Origin of the sequence: Sphingomonas sp. Leaf230 (assembly GCF_001421745.1) — a bacterium.
Taxonomy (GTDB): Bacteria; Pseudomonadota; Alphaproteobacteria; order Sphingomonadales; family Sphingomonadaceae; genus Sphingomonas.
In genome coordinates this window covers 1043542-1066672 of the sequence record NZ_LMKW01000001.1, presented here as the reverse complement: position 1 = coordinate 1066672, position 23131 = coordinate 1043542, and the positions used below count along the sequence as shown (strand labels likewise).

Genomic DNA, 23131 nt, shown 5'->3' with positions numbered 1-23131 from the left:
TCCGAATGCGGACGCTAAGTCATCGGCGGCGGCGTGCTCCATCCGTCAGCGTCTTAGCGGCTGTGTCTTGCAGTTGCGGGACATTTCGTCTGGCGGTTCCCGTGGACGGGGCGACGGTCGTGATCGCCAAGATGCCACCGCGTAGCAAAGCGGCGTGGTCGACGCGGAAGTCGGGCAGGGCGCGCCCGTTCAGGCTGGCGCGTGCGATCACGCCGTCCTCCGGTCCGTCGCGGCGGATCGTCAATCTGCGTCCGCTGCCGAGATCGATATCGGACCGCGCGAACGCCGGAGTCGTCACGACATACCACGGCTCGCCCGGCACGAGCGGGTACAGGCCGAGTGTCGCGAACACGTACCACGCGGTCATCCCGCCGGCATCGTCGTCCATTCCGTCGGCAAACCCCTGCGGCGACAGCGCGAAGCTGCGGCCGACGAACGGCACCGGCAGCTTGCCGCTGTTGGTATAGGGATGCGCGATCGGCTTGGTCAGGATCGTCCGGACGAGGCTGGCCGTGGCTTGCGGCTGACCCAGCGCGGCGAACATCCACGGTACCTGGATGTCGGGCTCGTTGGTCATGTTGAACAACCCGGCGTCGAAGAAATGACGCAGCTCGCCGAGTAGCCGCTCGCGCCCGACCGTCGCGGTCATCCACGGCAGGTCGAAGATCGGCGCCCAGCGATATTGCCACAAGGTGCCCTGATACAGCCCGCGCGCCTTGACCACGTCGCCATCCGCGCCCGGCGTCTGGAATACCGATCGCCACATCGGGCGGTAGCTCTGCGCCTTGGCGGCGAAGGTCCGCGCGAGATCGGTGCGGCCGAGATCGCGTGCGAGTTCGGCGGTCGCCCAATCGTCATACGCCGCCTCGATCTGCTCGTCCGGCGTGCCGCGCTTGAGCGTGTCGCTGTCCGCGGCCATTCCCGCCAGCGCGGCGTCTGCGTCGAACGCGATGCCCTTGCGGTGCATGTCGAGCAGCGCGATCCCGGCATGCTCGGTACGGACCGTCAGGAACGGCTCGTGTGCAGTCGACCACTGCGCCTTGCCGCCTGCGTATAGCGCGACCAGCGACTGCGCGATATCGGCGCTGCGCTCGGGCTGGAGCAGCGCGAGCAAGGGCATCTGCGTGCGGTAATTGTCCCATAGCGACCAGTTCGCGTAGCGCATCCGGCCCTTCGGCGAGGTCTGCACCGTGCCGTCCTTGTCGCGGTGGCGCCCGTCGGGATCATCGATCGCGACCGGGGTTTCCATCACGCGGTAGAGGGACGTGTAGAACAGCGCGCGCTCGTCTTGCGAACCGCTGAGCGCGACACGGCCGAGGATGCGGTTCCAGGCGGCGCGCGTCTTGCTCGCGACGGCGGCGAGCGACGCGGTGCCGAGTTCGGTATCGCGGACCGACGCCGCACCGCGTCCGTCGACGGTCGATAGGCCGGTGCGGATTTCGATCGCATCGCCCGCTTTGCCGGTGAGGTGCAGCGTGGCCAGATCGTTCGCGCCTGCGGTCAGCGTCCGGTGGATGGGCCGCCCGTTGACGAGAATCCGGCTGGCGGCATGGAGGTGATAGGCGCCCTGATCGCAGACCGTGCCGGCGACGAGGTCGGCGCGGAGATCGTCGCTGGTCAGGCTCGCCCAACTGGCTGCCAGCCGTTTCGAATAGCTGTGTCGCGGGTCGATCCGCAGGTCGACCGCGCCGGCGCGAGGCAAGGTGAAGCGCAACACGCCCGCACCCCGCGTCGCCGCCATCTCGGCGAGGATCCCGCCATCGTAGCGGACACGGTAGATGCCGGGCCGCGCTGTTTCGCTGCTCTTGTCGATCAGCGCGGGACCGCTGGCGCCGGCATAGCGCAGCGAGATCATCAGGTCGCCACCTGCACCGCCGCAGCCGACTCCGACGCCGCGCGTATGCGAAAAGCCGAGCAATGTGGTTGCCACGTGATCATAGCCCGCGTGGTTGGCCGGGCTGGTGTCGGGGCCGAGCTGCATCATCCCGAACGGCGCGACTGCGGCGGGGGAGAGCTGTCCGAAGTCGGCGAGCGTGCCGACGAACGGATCGACGAGGTCTGCGGGGGTTTCTTGTGCGGTGAGGGCGGTGGGGGTGAGGAGAAGGCCGAGGAGGAGCGGGTAGCTCAGCCACCCTTTCGTAGACCACCCCGGCGAAGGCCGGGGCCCAATTGGGAAGGTCAGCGTAACGGAGCGCGATCCGCTGTTACAGCCGTCCCCCAATTGGGCCCCGGCCTCCGCCGGGGTGGTGGTGCCCGTGTGCGTCTTGGATACGTGCAAGAAATACCGCTTCATGGATCGAGAGGATCGCGCGGATCGTGGCGCAGCGATAGCCGCGACGGGCGGAATTCGAGGTCGTAGATCGACAGCCGCCGCCCAACTGCGCCCGGCGAATACCCCAGTTCGGTGCGGTTGCGATCCGAGAAGGTCGGGCTCTCGATATATTTGCTCTGCTCGGCGTCGGTCACGATCAGCGTCGGCAGATCGAGCGGAATGCCGAGCGCCACCATCCGCCGCGTCGCGTTGCGCAGGTTGGTCGTGGTATGTCGCGCATACGGCTCCAGGATAACGCGGTCGGACGGGATGCCGTAGCGCTCGACCAGTGCACGGCGGATCTCGACCGCCTCGACGAACCGCGTACCGCGCGGGTGCACCGCGCTGCCCGAGACGAGGATTAACGGTGCGAGACCCTGGCGATAGCGTTGTGCCGCGAGCAGCGCGTGGAGCTTGCTGCGCGGGCTGAGCGCAGTGCCGGCGTCCTCGGGGCCGACGCCGGGGACGATCAGCAGCGAATAGCGGAACGCCTTCCAGTCGGTCCGCGCCGCCAGCGCACGCGCGCCCGCATTCTCGCGCTGGTCGAGCGGTTCGAACCGCGTCGCCGCCACCGCGTCGTTGGCATCGAGCAACGCCACCGCGAGCCGCACGCTCGCCGCGATGGTCGCGGGCGGCGCATCGGACGCGGCACGCGCAGTATCAATCGCGACCTTGACGCTGTCGGCAAAGAACGGCGTGCCGGTCGCGAAGATCGGTCCGTCGATCTTGGGATAGCGTCCGGCCAAGCCAAGGCCATAGACGCGCAGCACGACGTTCACCCCGTCCAGTTCCTGATCGAGCGCCACCGCTACCGGTAGGTCCGCATTCGACTTCACCGATCGCAAAGCGCCAGTTGTCGCCAACTTTGCTACTATCGCCCGGTCCTGATCGGTCCAGATCGTCGCCTCGACCACGCAGGCAGGCACATCGCCGCATGCGGCAATCCGTCGCGCCCGCGCATCGAGCGTCCCAGCCGGCAACCGCCCCAGCGCGCCGAGCATCGGGAACAGTCGCTCCGACAGCGTATCGACGACCGTGTCGCTGACCGCCATCGGTGCAGGCGTCTCCGCCCACACCGGTGCAGCCGCGGTCATCGCCAGCGCCGCCATCATCATGCGCAGTCCCGTCACCAGGACTTGCTGACCACGAGGCGGACGTTGCGACCGAAGATCGGACGGCCATAGATAGCATCGGCAGTGCCCTGGCCGCTCAACAGGTCGGTACGCGTATTGCCCTCGGTCAGGCCCTTCGCGTTGAACAGATTGTCGCCCACGACCTGCATCTGCCACGTGTCGTGCGTCAGCGTGAGCCCCGCGCCGACCGTCTGATACGAAGGCAGCGCGGTGTTGTTGAAGAAGTCGACATAGCGTTTGCCGGTATATTCGTAGCGGCCGTACAGCTGCACGGAATTGCCCGCGACGTCGAAGTCGACCGAGGGCCGGATGTTGCCGTAGATTTTGGGCTCGCGGACGATCTGGTTGCCCTCGACGTCGCCGGCACTCGCGCCGTTGGCGTTGACGAGGCTCATATACTGCGGATCGCTGATCGTCAGCGCGCCGGTGACCGCGAAGCCGTATGGCAGCGCGAGGTTGCCGTCGATCTCGATGCCCTTGATCTCCGCCTTGCCGACGAACGGCACCGACTGGTCGTTGCGGCCGGTGACCGGGTCGAGCGCGACGAACGACGCGTTGAGCGGATTGTAGCGCGTATAGAAGCCGATGAGGTACAGATACGACCGGCCGAACGCCGCCTTCAGGCCGACCTCATACTGGTTCGCCTTCGACGTGATGATCGTCGGGTTGATCTGGTACGTCACCTGCGTAGATGGCGGCGTTTCGAGGTGCGAGGCGCGCGCATAGGCACCTAAGTGCTTGGTGACGTCGTAGTTGATGCCCCCCGTCCAGTTGGTGATGCTGGGGCTGAGCTTCGAGTTGATGATCTGGCCGGTGAACGCGCGGACCGCGTTGTCGGCGAGCGTTTTCGGGTCGCCGAGATTGGCGGCCGTCGTTGCGAACGCATAGCCCTTGAAACTGTAGCGCTCGTGGCGGATGCCGCCGTCGAGGGTCAGCCCCTTGACCAGTTCCCACGTGTCGTTGGCATAGAGCGCGTACATCGAGGCGTCGGTGTTGCCGCGGTTGAGGGTGGTCGTATAGCGCAGCACGCCGTTGTCGGTGACCGAGCCGACCGCCTGGCCTGCGGCGTTGTAGGCGATCAGGTCGAGCGTGCGCGGCTTGCCCTTCACCTCGAGCAGATAGTCCTGGTACGCAACCTCGTTGGTCTCGCCGTACAGGCTGCCATACACGCCGACGCGCAGGTCATGCGTGCCGAACCCGATCGTGATCGAGCGGGTGACGCTGAGGTCGCCCTGCGTCGAATAATATTTCGAGACGACGTCGCGGAATTGCGCGGGGACAACCAGGCCTGAGGCGGTGCTCGGGTCGTAGACCTCGGCACCATTGGTGCCGACGATTGCGTAGCCGAGCCGGGTCACGCCTGCGCCGAACGCGGTCCGCGCGGCGGCAAGGCTGCTGGCGGCATAGGCGTTGGCGTCCGAAGGGTTGCTGGTCGAGTACAGCGCGTTGAAATGGAGTTTGCCGACGCTGACGCCGCCCTTCGCCGCGACCTTCCAGCCGTCGTAGTCCGCGTCATACTGTACGCCGACATTGCCGAACTGGGTGTGGCGCCCATTGCCGAGATCGACGTCGACGTTGCGCGTCGTGCCGTCGGCCTCGCGGAAGCGGATGTTGGCGTTGCGCAGCGCAGGCGAGTTCATCGTGCCGCTGAAGAAATCGATATACTGGTTGAGCGACTTGCTCGGATCGCGCGGGTCGGCGGTCGGGATCGGCAGGTAGAACACGTTGTGGTCGTTCAGGTAATTACCCGACACGCGCAGCGATCCGTTGCTGAGGTCGTGCTTGATGTTGGCGCGGATCTGCCCGCCGCGATCGTTCGGGAAGCCGTTGTCGCGGTAGCCGTCGTGGCGGCGCAGGAACCCGCCGATCGCGTAATACGTCGAGTCGTCGATCGGGCCAGCCTGATAGCCGTCGAGCCGGTAGAGGCCGGTGTCGCCGAGCGTAACCTGCGCCTTGCCGCGCGTCGTGTCGGTGCCCGACACGGTGATGTTGTTGACGATCGCGGCGGCATAGCTCGCATAGACCGGGGCAGGGCCGCCGCGCACGACCTCGACGCGCTGCGTCATCAGGTCGAACCGGTTGATGCTGTCGCCGCGGAAGAAATTGCCGTCATTCTCGTGGAACAGGGGCAGGCCGTCCTGCTGGAAGGTGACCAGGCCGCCGTCGCTCGGCAGGCCGCGTAGGCGGATGATGTTCTGGACCTCGCCACCGGTATTCTCGACCGCGAACCCGGGCAGCTTGCCGAGCAGGTCGGCGAAGTTGATCGGCGCAAGCTTCTGGATGTCGGCGTTGCTCAGCGAGTTGACCGCATAGGAAACGTCGAAGCGGCGCTGCTGGCGTGCGGACCCGGTGACGATGATGTCACCGCCGCCGGCGTCAGGTGCTGCGGCGTCGGGAGCGGTTGCTTCCGGGGCCGCATCGGCAGGTGGCGTGGCGGGGGCGGTTTGGGCCCAGGCCGGCGATTGCGCCGCAATGCTCAGCGCGATAAGGGCGCACCCCGTGCGCAAGCCAAATTTGGTCATCTGTTCGTCCCCAGCCCTGTTCGATGCCACGCCGCTGGACGCGGAATATGACGATTTTAATTAATTTCACGAAATAAACTAATCGAGTTATCGGACGCGGTAACGGAGTACGGTCATGTCCTACGCGAAGCTGAGGCTCGATGATGACGAGCGGCGGATCATGCAGGTCCTCCGGTCGGCCGGCGCGCGGTCGCGCAAGCAGCTCGCCGCCGATCTTGCGATGAGTGCGTCGAAGCTGACACGACTGTCGAGCAACCTGCTGGCGCATGGACTGATCGAGGAGTGTTCGAGTTCGGAGCCGATGACGCCCGGTCGGCCCGCGGTGCCGCTCCGCATCTCGCCCGACGCGGGCTATTCGGTCGGCGCGATGCTTCACCGCGGATTGATGGAGGTGGCGCTCGTCGATTATGCCGGCGGCGTGATCGCGCACAGCTCCCAGCCATTCGACGATCCCGATCCGCGCATCTTCGCCGCGCGCGTAACGGCGTCGATGCACGACATGGCGATCGAGAACCGGTTGCTCGGGCGGCGATTGCTGGGGGTCGGGATCGGCGTCCCCGGATCGTCGCTATCGCCCGAGGGCAATCGGCGCTGGACGGTCGACAGCCTTGCCGCATGGCGCGGGATCGATCTGAAGACGCTATTCGAGGAGCATATCGGGCATCGGATATGGATCGAGAACGACGCCAACACCGCTGCGCTCGCGGAATATTATGTCGGCGGGCTGATGCGCCGGTGTTCGACCGCGGTGGTGATCCTGCTCGGTCACGGGATCGGCGCGGGGATCATCGTCGAAGGCCGTATCCTGCGCGGGGCGATGGCGAGCGCGGGTGAAATCGGCTGCCTCTATCCGACGAACGAACCCCGTCCTTCGACGCTGGATTTGCTTTCCACCTTACGCGACGAGGGGTGCGCGATACACTCGTTGGTGGACTTCGACGAAGTCACCGCGGGATATGAAACGGTCGTCGATCGATGGGTGCGGCGCGCGGCGAAGCAGATCGAACCGATCATAAACTGGGGCGTCGCGTGGATCGACCCTGGCGAGTTCGTGATCTCCAGTCCGCTTCCGGCTCCCATCCTGCAATCGCTGGTCGATCATATCGATTTCGGCGCGATGCACATCGGCGACCATTGTAGCGAAATGCCGCGCGTATCGGTCTCGACGCTGGAAGGCAGCGCGGCGACGATCGGCGCTGCGCTGCTTCCCATCCACGCGACCGCGGTGATGTAGATACGCGTTGGACAGGAGCGCGACAGCCGCCGACTGGCGAACGAGCCGGTCCGCTGTCGAACGCTGAGATGGTGTAAGCCGCCGTCGTTCAGACGTCGGCAGCGGCAACTGTACCGCTGATGCCAACCGTTTGCCGGGTCCGTGTGCGATCTCGCAACCCATCGTTCGCCATGCAGCGGCATCCAAGGCGGATAGTGACGATCTGGATAAAACTCTGAAGCATGATACCGTCAAGTATTGATCGGCTTGCGCGTGATGATCGGCATTGCGTGACTGATCAACAGTCTGATCCGCTAGCGTCCTCGCTGGTACCGCAACGCTCTGGCCTTGATCAACGAGCCCGTAGTCTGAGGTGTTGCTGTGCCCGATGGCGATAGTTAAACCGCCATTCGGTTTGCTACCTGTCTCGCCATTGTGTCGATCCGAACGTCATCTCAAAGTACAGTCCCTTGTCGCCGGGTCCGGGCGCGATGTCGAGCAGGCCAAGATGCGCACGTGCCACGCGGTCGACGATCGACAGGCCAATTCCCGAGCCTTCCGATCGTGATCCGTCACCGCGCCAGAAACGGTGCTTGAGCCGGGCGAGATGCTCGGGTGCCACGCCAACGCCGTCGTCGATCACACCGATACGTGCACCCGGGTTGACGCGCACGACGATCGCGGTGCCGGGCGCGGTATGGCGCACGGCGTTGTCGACGAGGTTCTCGAGCGCGAGGAGTATGGCGCCCGGATAGCCGATGCTCCCGGTATCCGCTGACAGGTCTTCCAGCGCGATCGTTCGGCCAACTGCAAGGATGCCGGGTGCACGACTGACAACGACCGCTTCCGCCAAGGCGGCAAAGTCGAGTGGTTCGCCGGCATACTCGACCGGCCGTTTGAGATCGGCGAGCGCGAGAAGTTGTGCGACGACGCGGGCGGCGCGGTCCACCGACGCGAACAGCGCGTCTTTCACGGCCGCGTCGTCGACCGCGTCGGCGCGAAGGCGGATCACGGCGAGCGGCGTGCGCAGTTCGTGCGCGATGTCGGCGGCGAATGCAGCCTGCGTCCGGAACCCGTCCTCGAGCCGGTCGAGCGCCTCGTTGGTCGCGGCGGCGAGCGGCTCGACCTCGGACGGCAGCGTGCCGCGCGGCAGGCGCGTGTCGAGCGCGCGCGGGCCGATCGCGGCGGCGGTCGCCGAACCGCCTGCATCCGTCGCGTCAGTAGCGCCCCGATCAAGGGCACCAGCCCGGCGATCGCCAGACATTAGCCGTCGCGAGGCGGTTTAGTTTGAGCCGATACGGCATAGGGTGGCAACACCGCTTCGACGGCTACCTCGCCGGTCTCGCTGGCCGCCGTGGACTGACCGCTGGAGATTCAGGGGAAGGCTGCGGCAAGGCACTGCAACGCGGCCGCGTAATAGTCGGTGGCGAGCGTATTGGGGGCGTGCGTGCCGAGCGTGCGGCTCACGACCGCGCGACCACCGACGGACAGGGGGTATTCGGCGACCTGTCCCGACACCACGTCGATCCATGCCGGGATCTGCTCTGCCGGCATCGACCGCCACCAGGTTCGGATCGGCTCGATCAGCGCGCTGCGGCCCGACACGCTGGCAAACAGCGGCACGCGGATGGCATCGAAGCCGAACCGTGGCGGCTTGTCTGCGGCGGGTGCGACCGCGCCGGTATTCGAGACGTCGATCCAGTCGGTCGGCAAGCGATGTGCGCCGAACCGTGCGGCGGCGATCAGAGCCTCGCCGTCGGTGATGACCCGTCGCCAGACCGCCGCGTTACCGGTCTTTGCGAACAGGTCGAGCGCGGGCCAGACGTAATAGCACGGGTTGATCGTCGTTCGTGCCGCGGTCGAGAACCCGTCCAGGCCGGGCAACAACAGCATTCGCCCGCCGACCGTCTTGACCAGCCGCGTGCCGATCGCATCGACGATTGCCCGCGACCGCGCCGCATAGCGTGGCTCGCGCCACTTGTTCGCCGCCTTGGCCAGTGCGTAGGCAATGAGCAGGTCGCCGTCGGTTGCGTTGTTGCGATCGGCGGTCGGATTGGCGGCGCGCGGATCGTAGCGCCAGACATAGAGCGCGACGTCCCGCCGGGCGAGTTTGGCTTCGGTCCAGGCGAGAATCTTGTCGAACGCGGCGCGATCGCCCGCCGCCTGGGACAGCAGCAGGCCATAGCTCTGGCCTTCGCTGTGGCTGACGCCGCCATTGCCGTTATCGACGATCCGCCCATCGTCGGCCATGAACCGCTGTTTGAAGCTTGCCCAGTTCACGCCGTTTGCCGCGCCGGTTGCAGGCAGGGTCGGGGGCTCGATTTCAGCGCTGTTTTCGGTGGCGAGTGCCCTGTCGTCCGGTGCGCGTGCCTTGCTGCATCCGGCGATAGCCAGACCGGCCATTCCAGCCATCACGTGTCGACGATCAACGTCCATGCTTCAGTCGTGCCTCCGTATCGCTCCACCACAGGGTGCGTGTCGTTAAATCGGCACCGCTGCCCAGCGTATGCAACCACGCGTCATACGCCCCCTCCAGCAACGGTCGCAGCGTCTGTTCGGTTGCACCGCCGAGGATCGGCGCCAGCCGACGAGCAAAGCCGGTATGCGTAATCAGCAGGCCGTCCTCGGCCAGTTCGAACCGCACTTCGCCGCAGTCGTGCTCGCGCCACAACCGGTTGATCGAGGCGGCGAGCGCAGCAATGTCCTGCGCGTCGCCGACCGGATGCGCGCCTGCGATCCGTGCGCCGACCGCGCGAAAGAACGCGCGTCGCTGCGCCGTGGTAGCGCCGCCACCGACTTCGGCGATGATGCTGCCCAGCAACAGGGAGGCGGCAGTGGTTTCGGTCGCGTTGTCGGTGGACCATTCACTCATCGCGTTCATTTGGTTCCCCCCAGGGACTGGCGCAATTCGAAAGTCGATCGGTAGTCGTCATAGGTCCCGAACGTGTTCGCGCTGGCCGAAGCGCCGATCCGGGTATTCGGGTTTAGGCGATAGAACAACGATCCGTCCGCCGAAAAGGCAAAACCGGTGTTGCTCAGGCTGTCGTAATAGGAGCGGACGTCCGTGTTCCGCGCCTTCAGCGCATTGAGTTCGGCCTGCGCGTTCGGGTCGGTCGGATAGATCGGCGCACGATCCTGTTCGAAGCTCTGATAGCCCGGTGCGACGCCCAGGCGCCCCTCCCACCGTGTCGAGTTATACGCGTAGCGGATCGGCAAGCTCATGCTGAGGAAGCTCTGCGGGCTGAAATAGCCGCCATGTCCGTAGGTGAAGTAGTTCTGGTTGTTGTCGAACGCCTGCCAGTTGAGGTTGAGGCCGCCGGTCAGCGTCGAATGCCCGTCACGGTAGAGCGGCAGATAGCCACCGGCATTCGCCTGGTACCCACGGTTCTGTCGGACGTTCTCGCCGGTATAGCGATAGCCGGAGACATCGGCATAGACGCCGGTGCCTTCATTGTCCCAGGACAGCGATGCACCACCACCGGTCCGCATGACCTGGCCCCAGCGTTCGCCCGTGACGGGATCGCGCGTGCCGGCATAGGACACGACGCTGTCCGTGACCGGCTCGCGCTTGACCCAGCCCTGCGCCGACACCGTACGCGAGATCTTGGGTTTCCCGGTGAAGCCCCACGTCACTTCGGTATTGTCGAACCCGATCGGCGTCGATCCGACTTCGATCCGGACGCCGGGGCTGTCGTACGATGCCGCGACCGCGACGCCGGACGCGTGTTGCGTATCAGCTTGCGTCAGCACGGAGGGCAGCGCGTTGACGATGCCCTGCGCCTCCGGCGTGGCGTTGCGGCCGAACCGAGCGAGCGCGGAGCCGGTCGGGCGTCCGGAGTCGATCACGACCGGTGTTGCCGAGACGGAGACGCGACCGCCGGCGACACCGGTGGAGAGCGTCGCGGTACCCGACAGTTCGCGCAATTCGCTCAGGCCGGTCTCGCCCGAGCGCTCGCGGAAGCCGAGCTTCATTTCCGCACGGGGGCCGGTGTCGTCGCTCAGGCGGGCGATATCGTCGCGTAGGCGGATAAGCGTGGCGTCGCCGCCTGCAACGCCTGCTTGGGGTACGGCGCCGTTCGAGGATGCATAGCCGCCCGGTGCAAAGCCAGTTGATGCCGGACCGCCGGGTGAGCCTGCGCCGTATCCAGGTGCTACGGTGAAGGCCATCGGCGTCGAAGACCGTCCGGGCGTGGAAGTCGGGATCGGCCCTGCGCTGAGTGCGAACGGGTTGGCGGCGACGATGGGGGCCTGTTCCGTCTGGCGGAAGGGATTGCCCGAGCCCATGCCCGCGGCGAACGGATTGGCACCGCTGAGCGTGGCACCGGTGCCGGAGCGCGCGGCATAGGCCGTTTCGGCGCGGCGCAGATAGCGTTTCGCCGCTCCTCGGTCGCCGCGGGCCTGCTCCATCTGGCCGGCAGCGGCGTATATCTCGTAGTCATCGGGATAGGCAGCGAGCGCGCGGTCCACGGTCGCGGCGGCGACGTCGTGGTTGCCGCCAGCCCCTGCGCTGCCGATCAAGCCGATCAGCGCGCCCTTGTCCCGTGGATTTGCGGCGAGCACCATCTGATACGTCTGTGCGGCCTGCGACGGCATGTTGCCCGACTGGTACAGCCGGCCGAGCGCCCCCAGCACGTCGGCATTGCCTGGCGACGCGGCCCATGCCTGTTGCAGCAGGTCGAATGCCTGCGCGTTCTGGCCTGCCAGCCGCATCCGGTCCGCTTGCGACGACGCGGCAATCCCTTCGAGCCGGGCAATCGCCGGCGCGGCGGATGCTGACCCGGCCGATGCCGTTCGCGCGCGGTCGATGGCGCTGGCGACCGCAGCATCCTGTCCGGTCCGTGCCAGTACGCGGACGATCGGCTCGTAATCCGCCGCCGTCGCCGGGCTTGCGGCGAGCGCGCGCTCGGCCAGCGGAACGGCCCCGGCCTGATCGCCGAGATCGTTCAGACCTCCGGCGATCGACGCGAGCGACGCTGCGCTGAGCGTCGGGGTCATGCCAATCTGGCGCAGGGTCGCGATCGCTTCGCCGCCACGGCCCTGTGCCGCGATCGTCTTGGCCCGGGCGACGGCGGCATCGACGGCGATCTGTGCCTCGAGCCGGCGGATCGCGGGCGTCTTCTGCGCCTCGGTCAGTCGCGACAGCAACGACGTAGCCTGTGCCTGTCGACCGCGCTCGTTATGGAGCATCGCCGCCGCGTAGAGCGCGTCGGCGGTACCGATCGTCTGAATCGACTGGATCAGCGCCTCGGCCTCGGGCGCACGGCCCTGCCCGATCATGTACCGCGCATATTCGTAGCGGATCCACGGGTCCGCGGGGTCGAGCATCAGCCCGCGCTGGAAGAGAGCATCCGCCTTCGCCGGGTCGCCGTGCGTGGCCGCCTGCAACGCGTCGTTGCGCACCACGCGGCTTTCGAGTTGCGCCGCGCTGCCGCCGGCGGATCCCGCCTGGCGTGCCAGATCGGCCGAGTCCGCATAGCGGCCCTGACGTTCGTAAATGTCGGCGAGCAACGCCAGTGCGGGGCCGCGATCCTTGACGCCGGTACGCGCGAGCGCTTCGGCCTGGGTCTGTGCGCCGACGACATCGCCGGCCGCGAGCCGCGCGCGCGCGTCGTCCAGCCCGGCGTAGAATTGCGCGGATGCCAAGGCTTCCGACCAGCGCGCCCGATTGCCGCGCTCCGAAGCGCGCGACAGGAGTTCGGCGGATTCGGCGAAGCGCGATTGCCGTAGCCGGACGACGCCCAGGCCACCTGCCGCGTCCGCATCGTTGCGGTTGTTGGCCAGCGCCGCCTCGAACTGGCGTTGCGCCTGCACGAGATCGCCCTGTTCGAGCGAGCGGAAGCCTGCCGCGCGCGAATCGCCGCCGCGGTCGGATGGCGTCGGCGCTGCTCTGCGTACAGGTGCTGGAGCTGCAGCCGTCCGCGATGCGGTCGCAGGCGTGGGTGCGGGACCGGTCATGCTCGCCGGAGCCTGCGCGGGCGCCCTGCTCGGTCGTGCGGCGGGTGCCGCAGACGGGGCGCTCGACGCTGACAAGGCGCGACGGGCTTCGGCGTTCGACGGATCGATCGCGAGTGCGCGGCGATACGCGGTCCGCGCAAGGTCGGCTCGGCCACGCGACTGCCAATACCGCCCTTGCTGGACGAGCGCGCCGACCCCGGCAACCTGTGCCACCGCGGGCTGGACGAGGAGCGGCGATGCGATCCCCGCGGTCAGCAGCGCGAGCGTGGTGAAGCGGATCATGCCGCGTCCTCCGACCCGAGCCGGCGCCGTTGCTGGCGCACCAGCAGCAGGTACAGAGGCCCTGCCAGCAGCAGCGCGATCAGGAGCCCGCTGAGCGCCATCAGCAACGGCCGCTCGCTGAACCACCAGCCGATCCGCATCCACACCGGCAGCGATCCCGACCAATAGGTCTGGCCAACGGCGAAGCTGCGCATGCCTTCACCATTGGTCACTGACAGATCACCCTGCACCTGTGCGTTGATCCGCTGTTCGGCAAGACCCTGCACCAGCTCGGGCAGGTCGGCGGTATTGGTGCTCATCACCGCCACCACCGTCCGCGCCGCATCATAGGGCGAGCGGAAGCTGACGTACCCGTTGAACCGTTCGGCCGTGGTCAGGAACGCGTTGGTCTCGCCGACGTCGCTCTCGCCATAAGGTGAGATCAGCCCGAAGACGCGTTCGATCGGATTGCGTTCGACCACGCGCAGTCTGCCATTTTCGATCCGCACCGGCGCGCCGGCGAACAGCGCGGTCGCGCCGGCGGTCCGTGGAATGCCGATGACCAGCACGTCATGGCCTTCCAACCGGTCGCCGTCCGAGGCCTGCGTGACGGTAACGCCCGTGGTGGCGGCACCGGTCGAGTCGCCGAAGCGGCCCATCATCGCCAGGAACGCCTCGACGATACCCAGGTCGGGCGAGGCGGGGACGACGACGACGGTCTCGGCCAAGTCGGGACTGATCGTGAACGGATAGCCTGCGTTCGCGAACGTCGCGAGGCTCGGCATGCGCTGCGCATGATAGGCGTGCGTCAGGTCGATCGCGCTGTCCGGGTCGATCGCGACATGGACGTTCTCGGGCAGGGTGCCCTCGCACTTCTTCTTGGTGCCGAGGATCAGGTTGTAATCGAAGATCAGCTCGTTCTGGCCGAACAGATTGTAGTTCGGCAGTTCGACCTTGGCGCGAGCCTGGCTCGACGATGCGCCGTCCTGGCCGCCGATCAGCGCCTTCCACCACGCCGCGCCGGCGAGCGGGAGCGTCCGCAGATACTGGTTGTTGATCGAGATATCGAGCCGCGACGCGCGGCGGTCGAGCCATGTCGCCGACGGATAGCGATAGCGCAGGTCAAGCGATGCGCCGCCCCGCGGCCAGAAGAACAGGTCGGGCGCGGTGCGGAAGGCCGCGGTGAGCGGGCCCGGCGGCAGGCCGACGCCCTGCAGGGTGCGGGGGTCCATGATTTCGCCAAGTTTGACGGCGCGATCCGAGCGGAGCCAGCGGGGTGCAGCATAGCGCGCGTAGGTCGGAATACGGACGCCGTCGAACGAGGCCGCGGCGCCACCGATCGTGCCTCGCCCAGTCGCGAGCGCGGCGGCGGCGAGCTTCAGCTCGCGCTCGTCGCGGCCCATCACCAGCAGCAGCTGGCCGAAACCGTCGAACGGATTGCGCATCACCAGCGCCGATGGCCCGGCGATCGTCGGAACGTAGCTGCCGACGCGCATGCCGGGACGCAGGAACACGATCGCGTTGCCGCGCGGGATGCGGCCATAGCTCGGCTTGAACGCGAACCCGCGATAGCTGGCGAGCCGTCCGAACCAGGATGCGACGCTGGCCGCGGCCTCGAGTTCGCCATTCGACGGCGCCGCACCGAACACGAACGGCAGGTTGAGCGGCAAGTTGTCGGCGCGATCGAAGAATGGCGATGGCAGCCTTGCAAGGTCAGGCCCGAGCGGCAGGCGCTGGATCGTCAGGTCGAGCGCCGAGCGCGTGTTGCTGACGTTCGCCCAGAGCGAGCTGTGGAACGGATCCTCGCAATCGCGGGTGTAATGACCGATCAAGCGCAGGTTGAGCTGGTTGTCGCCCGGCAGGAACAGCGCGGGATTGACCGCCATCGTGAGCTGCTGGCCGCCGGCACCGTCGGGGGTGAGCCGAACCGTACGGACGACCTCGCCGTTCAGGATCACGACGAACTGGCTGAGATCGGGCAGCAATGCGGGCGACCAAGCGAGCGCCAGCGTCAAATTGGCCGCAGTGACGACCTCGTTGCTGCGAAGCCCGAACGGGATCGCGATCTCGCCGCGGGTGCCGGCAAGACGGATCGCGCTGCGGATACGCAGGTCGCGTAGCGTCAGGCGCTCCTGGCGGATACCGCCCGGTGCTTCGGGTGCGGATACCGGTACGGCGGGAGCCTGCGCCGCGACCGGCTGCGGCAGGCCGATGCTCATCACCAACGCGGCGGCGGCCAGCGCTGCGGTTGCGGCCTTGAGCCGGGTGCGTTCGCGACGGCGTTCGGCACGGTTGAAGCCGAGCAGGCGTTTCAGCGTGACGAGATCGACGACCAGGATGTCGCGGAGCGATCGAAGCGTCGAGATCGGAGCGCGGGGCGCCTCCGGTTCCCAGGCATCGTTGCGGCCCATGACGGCGCGGACGAGTTGACGTAATTGAAGCATGTCGAGTTCCAGAAACCGCATGGTGGCCATGTTCTTGTCGACGCGTTGCGTCTGGACGGGGAGCGTGAGAATTTCGTCACCCATCGGCAGCGCGACGTGCGTCACTTCGCGGTCGGCGAGCGTCACGCCGGGTGGCGCGGTGATCGCGAGCCCGCCCATCGAAAGGTCGATCGTCTCCGCATCGACGACGTGGCCGTCGGCGAAATAGAGCGTCGCCGGCAACTGGACGGGGATGCGGATATATTCGCGGACCTGCCGCGTCTCGCGCGCGACCGATACGGCCGCGAGCAGGATGACGAGGCTGAAGACCGCCCACACTGTGTTCAGCACCAGCGTATCGCCCTGGATGTTGAACAGATGCGCGAAGAAGAAGTATTTGACGCACCCGAAGGCGATCCCGAACAATACCAGCCCGATACAGATCAGGTGTGGGCGCGCGGTGGCGGTGTCGAAATGCGTCTTGTCGAGCAGCGAGCCCTTGTCGGTGACGTTGAACTTGCCGCCGTGCGGCCGGAACAGCGTGACCACGGTCGGCCGGACGAGGTGGAAGGCGAGGATCGTCTCGTACACTTCGCCCCAGAACGGCCGGCGATCGCCGCCCTGCAACCGCCCGCCCGAAACCTGCGCGCAATAGAGATGCGCGGCGGCGTAGGCGAAGATCATGCCCGCAGACGCGTGGATGATGTTCTCGCCCAGGATCAGATACGCCAGCGGGCTGGTCAGGAAGGCGATGCGCGGCAGCGGAAACTGGAAGTGCAGCATCGCGTTGAGGTAGCAAAACCGCTGCTGAAGGCTGAGGCCGCGGCCGAACAACGGATTGTCGATGCGCAGGATCTGAGTCATGCCACGCGCCCAGCGGATGCGCTGGCCGATGTGCAGCACGAGCCGCTCGGTCGCGAGCCCAGCCGAAAGACGGATTCCAAGATACGCGGTCGACCAACCCATCCGTTGCAGGCGGAGCGCGGTATGCGCGTCTTCGGTGACGGTCTCGAACGCGAAGCCGTTGGTATCGGCAAGCGCCTCGCGGCGGATGATCGCGCACGACCCGCAGAAGAAAGCGGCATCCCACAGGTCGTTGCCGCGCTGGACCGCGCCGTAGAACAGGTCGCCCTCGCCCGGCAGGTCGCGAACCGAGCCCAAATTGCGCTGGACTGGATCGGGCGAATAGAAGTGATGCGGCGTCTGGACGAGTGCCAGCTTCTTGTCGCGCTGGAACCAGCCGACCGTCATCTGTAGGAAGGCGCGCGTCGGCACGTGATCGCAGTCGAAGATCGCGATCAGCGAGCCTTCGGTGTTCGACATTGCCGCGTTGAGGTTGCCCGCCTTGGCATGGTTGTTATCGGCGCGTGTGATGTAGCCGCAGCCGACAGACCGCGCGAACGCGCGGAATTCAGGCCGGCGACCGTCGTCGAGCAGGTAGACGTGATAGCGATCACGCGGATAATCCATGTCGAGCGCCGCGAGCACGGTCGTCCGGACGATCTCCAGGCTTTCGTTATAGGTCGGGATATAGACGTCGACCGTCGGCCATTCGTGCGGCTCGCCCTCCGGTTCGACCGACTGGCGATCGAGCGGCCACGCGGTCTGGAGCACGCCGAGCGCGAGGATGACCCACGCGTAAAGCTCGGCGAGGTACAGACCCATGCCCAATATGGTGCCGAGCGCGCTTTCGAATTCCAGCGTCGCGGTGGTCCGCCAGAACAGATAGCGTGTCGATACGACCAGCGACAGCAAGGCGAGTACCAGCGTCCCACGACGCGACTTCGACCGGCCGAGCACGATCGCGCCCAGGATCGATACGCCCGCGAAGATCCACTGCGACTTGAGGTCGAGCGGCACCGTCACGACGACCAGCGTCAACAGCGCAGCGACGACGATGCCGAGCATATCGGCGCGAAACGCCGTGCGGACCGATCCGCGCGTCATTCCGCCAGCTCCGTGGCGGCGACGAGGCCGCATCGCGCCTCGATCGCGATGGTCATCGCGGCGAGATCGGGGAGCACGACGCTCTGCTTCGCGTAGCGCGCGATCGGCTGGAACGACGCCAGCGCCTCGTTCACCGCCTCGTCGCGCCGGACCGTCGCGATCAGATTGTCGCCGAACAGCGCGCGCAGGAAGATCTGCGAATGGCGCGACAATTTGCGCGTGTCGTCGACCTGGTTGAGCACGAACACGGTCTGTTCGAGGTCGATCGTCGGCGTGCCCGGCTGGACCTTCGCCAAGGCCGCGAGCGATGTCGGCTGCGGCACGAACGTGCACAGGTGCAACGCGGCGTGCGGCAACAGGCTGGTCTTCAGCGCGAGGTCCGCAGAGGCCACGTCGGCCAGCACGATCCGCTCGCTATCGAACGGCGACGCGCCCGACCGCGCGATCAGGCGCCCGAACGCCCCGCTCTGGACTGCGGCATAGCCCGACAGCAATTCCACCCCGTCGACGATGATGCCTTCGGTCGTGGCATCGGTCATCGCCGGAATTTCCTGCGAAGGGAGCATCCCGAAGAACAGCTTCAACGCGTCGGCGTGCGTGAAATCGATCGCGGAGACGTCGTGCCCCCGCGCGGCTAGACCAAGCGCGAGGCGCGCGGTCAGGAACGTGGTTCCGACGCCGCCGACCGGTGAGTGGCACAGGATCAATGGCATCAACGGCGCTCCGTATGGTCGTCGGAAAGGCCGGACAGGAACGCGCGCAGGCTGCCGCCCTGGCGCTGACCGGGCTCGCCGCGTACCGACAAGTCATCGTAATCGCTCAGAAAGTTCTTGGCGGGTGCCCTATCCTCCGTCGCACGTTCCGCGCGGCCGACGACACGCTCATCCTCCAGCAATGCCGCAAACAACGGCCACGGCTCGACGTCGGCAATTGGGTCGGCAAACTGGCGATACTGGAAATCGCGCTGTCCCAGTCTTGCTAATAGTGCCTTGGCATCGGGTCGCATCGGGAACTCCTTGTTTCCGAACCCTCGCCTAAATCTTACATCAATAGGTTAATATTGGCGGTCACTTATTTCCAATTTACTATAAAGCTGGTTTTCCTGTTTGATAATATTGCTAATTCTCAAAGAGATAAACGGAAATAGCGGCCTGATTCATTTTAGTGAAGGCAAAATTATAGCGAGCCGCGGCTGAATAAACTGGAATCCGTCCTGACGGATCCGTGACGATAATATTTCAAGTCGTTTGGCTATGGAATCGCCTGATCAACCGGAAAAAGATTTATATCAAACGCAGGGGCCTCGCGATGTGGCGACCGGAACTGAGGCTGCTACGTCAGCCATGTCCCTGGTCTCGTTCAGTGGCATCGCCAAACCTTCGCACGAAAATATGCGTGCTCATCAAACCCTTGTGACCATAGCGTCGGCTGGGCGGCTCCGGTGTCCGCAGGCGCGTCTAAAAATCGTCATGCAACACGTCGGGAGCAGAACCGTAACGGTAGTGAAACTATAATGCCGCCAGCCCGCAACATCCGCGTCCTAGAGCCCCGCTCGTTCGGACCGGTCGGTCCGGGGGAGAATACTCGACATGTTGAAACATTCGCGCCTGCTCAGGGCGACGCTGCCGCTTACGCTTGCGGCTCTGGGCGCAACGCAATCGGCTAACGCGCAGACCAGCGCTAGCGCATCCAGCACGGGGCAAACCCGCGCCACTGATACCGCCGGCATTCCAGACGCCGACGCGACAGGGGATATCGTCGTTACCGGCTCCTATGCGCGAAGCCTCGCCGCGGCGACCGAGACCAAGCGGCAGGCAGGCTACGGCGTGGATGCGATCAACGCGACCGACATCGGCAAGTTTCCGGCGCAGAACGTGGCGGAAGCGCTCCAGCTCATTCCAGGCGTCACCATCACGCGTCCCCGCGGCGAGGGGCTGTACGTCAGCGTCCGTGGTCTCGGGCCGCAGTTCCAGAGCACGCTGCTCAACGGGCGCCCGGTGGCGATCAACGATCTGATCGAGAATGGCGGGGCCAACGGTCGCCAGTTCCGGTTCGAGATGCTGCCGGCCGAGTTCGTGTCGCAGATCGACGTGGTCAAGACGCCGACGTCGGACATGACCGAGGGCGCGCTGGGCGGCAATATCGACGTGAAGACGTTCCGTCCGCTCGACGTCGGCAACAAGACCACGCTGAACCTGCGCGGCACCTACACGACGCTGACCGACAAGGTGAAGCCCAACGCCACCGCGTTGATCAGCGCCAAGACCGACGACGGCACGTTCGGCATTCTCGCCGGCGCGCAATATTGGGGCAAGGAAGTCCGTAACGACCGGTCCTACAACACCGGCTGGTATCTCGATAAGTTCGCGTCGGCGCTGGGGAAGGGGTTCTACACGCCGGGCCGAACTCGGCCGACCGTGGAGACCGAGGATCGCAAGCGCCTGTCGGGCATGATCTCGGCACAGTGGAAGCCCAGCCCGGAACTGGAGACTACGCTCGACGTGCTCGCGACGCGGCTCGACATCGCCTATGACGAATACGGCCTCGATATCTATCCGGACGATGCCAGCGTCGCCGGTCACAAGCCGGTTCTGGTGCCCGGTTCGGTCAAGCTCGACGGCAATAGCGTCGTCGCGGCGACGATCAACGACGTGCGCTTCATGGGCACGCGCGAATACAGCCTCAACCGCCACGACCTGATCACGGTGGGGCTGAAGCAGGCCTGGACGCCCGACGGCTGGCACGTCGTCGCCAACGCCAACTGGTCGTTCGCGCATAGCTATCACCCCAGCTACGCCGAGGGCACGGTGCGCAGCCGCATCCAGTTCTTCGCGCCGCTGACCTATGACTCGTCGGGCGGCTATAAGGTCGCACCGACGATTTCCACGCCGGTCAACGTCCTGGATCCTGCCAACTACACGCTCTACCCGTTCAACATCGCGCCCAAGAACAGCAAGGATTGGGACACCTACGCACGGCTCGATGTCGATCACGAGATGGACGGCCTCATCACCAAGCTGGCGGCGGGCGGCGAATATCACTGGCGCAAGCGAGACTATAGCCGTCGCGACTTCACGGTGAACCCGGCGGCGAACACGTCGCTTACCAGCTTTGCGCCGAACGGTTTCGAGCAGCTTCCGTTCGATGATTTCCTGTCGGGCGTCGGCGGCAACATCCCGCGCACATGGCTCGTGCCGATCACCAGCGTGTTCTACGACAAGCTGTTCACCGACGCGATCGCCAACAGCCCGCTGTCGGCGGGTGACCTGCGCGCCTCCTACGTCGTTACGGAAAAGACCGCGGGCGGTTATGTCCGTGCGGATTATGCGTTTCCGGTCGGCAGCGTTGCGGTCACCGGCAATGTCGGCGTGCGCTACGTCCACACCGATCAGGTGGCGAGCGGCAATCTGACCGCGGGTAACGTCGTCACGCCGGCACGCTTCCCGCAGACGTTCAGCAACTGGTTGCCGAGCTTTAACCTACGCGCGGAGTTAACTCGCGATCTGGTCGGGCGCCTTGCGGCCAGCCGCGTGCTCACGCGGCCGAACGTCACGCAGAGCGCACCGCAGATCACCGTCTCTACCGATCAGGCCACGGCAAGCGGTGGCAACCCGGCCTTGCAGCCGTTCCTCGCCACCCAGTTCGACGGCTCGCTCGAATGGTATTTCAACCGCTCCGGATCGCTGACCGGCGCGCTGTTCTACAAGGCGATGGACGACTACATCACCGCGCAGAACATCAACGTCGAGATTCCAGGCCGCGGAACGGTGCTGCTCAGCACGCAGGTCAACGGCGGCAGCGCCAAGGTCTATGGTGCCGAAGCGGCGTACAACCAGGTCTTCACGTTCCTGCCGGCGCCGTTCGACGGGCTTGGCGTCCAGGCGTCCTACACCCACACCTCGGTGCAGGCGAACTACACGGCGGGTGCGCGCCCGATCAAGGACCAGCTGATCGGCTTGTCGAAGAACAGCTTCAACGTGGTCGGCTTCTACGACAAGGGGCCGCTGGCGGCGCGCATCTCGTATACGTGGCGCGACAAATATCTGTCGGGCGTCGGCAGCACCACGCAGGTGCCGACCTTCGTGGCGGCATTCGGTACGCTGGACGGCAACATATCGGTGCGCGCCACTAACGCGCTGACCTTCAGCGTCGAGGCGATCAACATCGCCAACGCCAACAGCTACAGCTACAACGACAAGGAAATCCAGTTCGGCGAGATCAACAATTACGGCCGCACCATCCTGTTCGGCGTGCGGGCGCAGTTCTGATGCTCAGGTCGATGCTACTAGCCGCCGCCGCGCTGGTTTCGACCGGCGCGACGGCACAGCGGGCGATGAACGACATTCAGGTGATCGGCTCGCACAACAGCTTCAAGGCACGGATTCCGACGGCGGCGATGGCGAAGATCCGTGCCGCCGAGCCGCGGATGGCGGAGGGGCTGGACTATTACCACCTGCCGCTCGCGCAGCAACTCGACCGCGGGGTGCGCCAGATCGAGATCGATATCTTCGCCGACCCCGAGGGCGGGCGCTATGCGTCGCCCAAGGGCGAGGCGTGGGCAAAGGCGGCAGGCGAAACGACGAGCTTCGATCGTGCGGCGATGCTCAAGCCCGGGTACAAGGTCTTCCACATTCCCGACGTAGATTACATCAGCACCTGCGTGACGCTGGTCCGGTGCCTCGGCGAAGTGAACCGCTGGTCGCGCGCGCACCCGCGGCATCTGCCGATCATGATCACCATTAACGCCGCCGACACGCCGTCGCAGCGGCCGGAGATCAGCAGCCCGATACCGCTCGATGACGAGACGCTGCTCGATGCGCTCGACGTGGAGATTCGATCCGTGCTGCCGGGTAAGCGTCTGATCACGCCGGACGAGGTCCGCGGTACGGCACCGAGCCTGCGCGAAGCAGTACACACCCGTGGCTGGCCGACGCTGACGGCGGCGAGGGGACGGATCTACGTTCTGCTCGACGTGCGCAAGGCGGTGTCGGATGTCTACCGCGCCGGCCATCCTTCGCTCGCCGGTCGGGCAATGTTCGGCTGGTATGCGGACGACCAGCCCGAGTCCGCCATCCAGATCGTCCAGGACCCGCTGGTCGATGGCGAGCGGATCCGGCGCTGGGTCGCCGAGGGCGTGATCGTTCGCACCCGCACCGACGCCGGCACGGTGGAAGCCCGCAGCCGCGACTATGCCAAGGCGAACGCCGCCCTGGCGAGTGGCGCGCAGGCGGTCAGCACCGACTATTACCCTGGCGCCCCCGACCCGCTGCATGTCGGCTTCGCGGTAACGTTGCCGGGCAAGGCGATGGCGCGCTGCAGTCCGGTGCGTGTGTCCGGCGGTTGCAGCCTGCAACCATGAGGTGCAA

13 protein-coding genes are annotated in these 23131 nt (G+C 66.1%); 3 read left to right on the top strand and 10 right to left on the bottom strand.

The window, feature by feature from the left end; all coding sequences use genetic code 11:
• Positions 1 to 19: 19 nt before the first annotated feature.
• The 3 genes from ASE82_RS04560 to ASE82_RS04550 are packed head-to-tail and all read right to left on the bottom strand — an operon-like array spanning position 20 to position 5966.
• Positions 20 to 2293 (bottom strand): glycoside hydrolase domain-containing protein, encoded by a 2274-nt coding sequence (locus tag ASE82_RS04560; RefSeq protein ID WP_082441125.1) that lies wholly within the window; start codon positions 2291 to 2293, stop codon positions 20 to 22.
• Positions 2290 to 3441, bottom strand: a complete 1152-nt coding sequence (locus tag ASE82_RS04555; RefSeq protein ID WP_235524571.1) for a YdcF family protein — start codon at positions 3439 to 3441, stop codon at positions 2290 to 2292. Before ASE82_RS04555 ends, ASE82_RS04560 begins: the two co-directional genes overlap by 4 nt.
• Positions 3438 to 5966 carry a TonB-dependent receptor gene (locus tag ASE82_RS04550; RefSeq protein ID WP_056059356.1) on the bottom strand — a complete coding sequence of 843 codons (2529 nt, stop codon included), beginning with the start codon at positions 5964 to 5966 and terminating at the stop codon, positions 3438 to 3440. Before ASE82_RS04550 ends, ASE82_RS04555 begins: the two co-directional genes overlap by 4 nt.
• 115 nt (positions 5967 to 6081) lie before the next feature.
• Between ASE82_RS04550 and ASE82_RS04545 the strand changes: the two genes are divergently transcribed.
• On the top strand, positions 6082 to 7200 hold the full coding sequence (locus ASE82_RS04545) for an ROK family transcriptional regulator (protein ID WP_056059354.1): 1119 nt from the start codon (positions 6082 to 6084) through the stop codon (positions 7198 to 7200).
• Between the two features lie 397 nt (positions 7201 to 7597).
• Here the strand turns inward: ASE82_RS04545 and ASE82_RS04540 are convergent, their stop codons facing one another.
• The 7 genes from ASE82_RS04540 to ASE82_RS04510 form a co-directional block, all read right to left on the bottom strand.
• Positions 7598 to 8443: a sensor histidine kinase gene (locus tag ASE82_RS04540; protein ID WP_056059352.1), complete on the bottom strand. Its 846-nt coding sequence runs from the start codon at positions 8441 to 8443 to the stop codon at positions 7598 to 7600.
• A 110-nt stretch (positions 8444 to 8553) separates the two neighbouring features.
• Entirely contained in the window at positions 8554 to 9591 is a 1038-nt protein-coding gene (locus tag ASE82_RS04535) for a glycosyl hydrolase family 8 (RefSeq protein WP_235524570.1), read from the bottom strand.
• Positions 9592 to 9604: 13 nt separating this feature from the next.
• Positions 9605 to 10051 (bottom strand): cellulose biosynthesis protein BcsD, encoded by a 447-nt coding sequence (bcsD, locus tag ASE82_RS04530; RefSeq protein WP_156348744.1) that lies wholly within the window; start codon positions 10049 to 10051, stop codon positions 9605 to 9607.
• 5 nt (positions 10052 to 10056) lie between these two features.
• Entirely contained in the window at positions 10057 to 13416 is a 3360-nt protein-coding gene (locus ASE82_RS04525; protein WP_056059346.1) for a cellulose biosynthesis protein BcsC, read from the bottom strand.
• Positions 13413 to 17765: a UDP-forming cellulose synthase catalytic subunit gene (gene bcsA, locus ASE82_RS04520; RefSeq protein ID WP_082441123.1), complete on the bottom strand. Its 4353-nt coding sequence runs from the start codon at positions 17763 to 17765 to the stop codon at positions 13413 to 13415. Before bcsA ends, ASE82_RS04525 begins: the two co-directional genes overlap by 4 nt.
• Positions 17762 to 18478 carry a cellulose synthase operon protein YhjQ/BcsQ gene (locus tag ASE82_RS04515; protein ID WP_056059344.1) on the bottom strand — a complete coding sequence of 239 codons (717 nt, stop codon included), beginning with the start codon at positions 18476 to 18478 and terminating at the stop codon, positions 17762 to 17764. The genes bcsA and ASE82_RS04515 overlap by 4 nt, the downstream gene beginning before the upstream one ends.
• Positions 18478 to 18771, bottom strand: a complete 294-nt coding sequence (locus tag ASE82_RS04510; RefSeq protein WP_056059341.1) for a hypothetical protein — start codon at positions 18769 to 18771, stop codon at positions 18478 to 18480. Before ASE82_RS04510 ends, ASE82_RS04515 begins: the two co-directional genes overlap by 1 nt.
• Positions 18772 to 19354: 583 nt before the next feature.
• On the opposite strand from ASE82_RS04510, the gene ASE82_RS04505 reads away from it, so the two are divergent.
• Entirely contained in the window at positions 19355 to 22033 is a 2679-nt protein-coding gene (locus tag ASE82_RS04505) for a TonB-dependent receptor (protein ID WP_056059338.1), read from the top strand.
• Positions 22033 to 23124, top strand: a complete 1092-nt coding sequence (locus ASE82_RS04500; protein WP_056059336.1) for a Ca2+-dependent phosphoinositide-specific phospholipase C — start codon at positions 22033 to 22035, stop codon at positions 23122 to 23124. Before ASE82_RS04505 ends, ASE82_RS04500 begins: the two co-directional genes overlap by 1 nt.
• Positions 23125 to 23131 lie beyond the last annotated feature (7 nt).

Coding starts and splice junctions, on each gene's coding strand:
- ASE82_RS04560 (WP_082441125.1), bottom strand. CDS start 2,293: ATGAAGCGGTATTTCTTGCACGTATCCAAGACGCACACGGGCACCACC.
- ASE82_RS04550 (WP_056059356.1), bottom strand. CDS start 5,966: ATGACCAAATTTGGCTTGCGCACGGGGTGCGCCCTTATCGCGCTGAGC.
- ASE82_RS04545 (WP_056059354.1), top strand. CDS start 6,082: ATGTCCTACGCGAAGCTGAGGCTCGATGATGACGAGCGGCGGATCATG.
- ASE82_RS04540 (WP_056059352.1), bottom strand. CDS start 8,443: ATGTCTGGCGATCGCCGGGCTGGTGCCCTTGATCGGGGCGCTACTGAC.
- ASE82_RS04535 (WP_235524570.1), bottom strand. CDS start 9,591: ATGGCTGGAATGGCCGGTCTGGCTATCGCCGGATGCAGCAAGGCACGC.
- bcsD (WP_156348744.1), bottom strand. CDS start 10,051: ATGAGTGAATGGTCCACCGACAACGCGACCGAAACCACTGCCGCCTCC.
- ASE82_RS04525 (WP_056059346.1), bottom strand. CDS start 13,416: ATGATCCGCTTCACCACGCTCGCGCTGCTGACCGCGGGGATCGCATCG.
- bcsA (WP_082441123.1), bottom strand. CDS start 17,765: ATGACGCGCGGATCGGTCCGCACGGCGTTTCGCGCCGATATGCTCGGC.
- ASE82_RS04515 (WP_056059344.1), bottom strand. CDS start 18,478: ATGCCATTGATCCTGTGCCACTCACCGGTCGGCGGCGTCGGAACCACG.
- ASE82_RS04510 (WP_056059341.1), bottom strand. CDS start 18,771: ATGCGACCCGATGCCAAGGCACTATTAGCAAGACTGGGACAGCGCGAT.
- ASE82_RS04505 (WP_056059338.1), top strand. CDS start 19,355: ATGTTGAAACATTCGCGCCTGCTCAGGGCGACGCTGCCGCTTACGCTT.
- ASE82_RS04500 (WP_056059336.1), top strand. CDS start 22,033: ATGCTCAGGTCGATGCTACTAGCCGCCGCCGCGCTGGTTTCGACCGGC.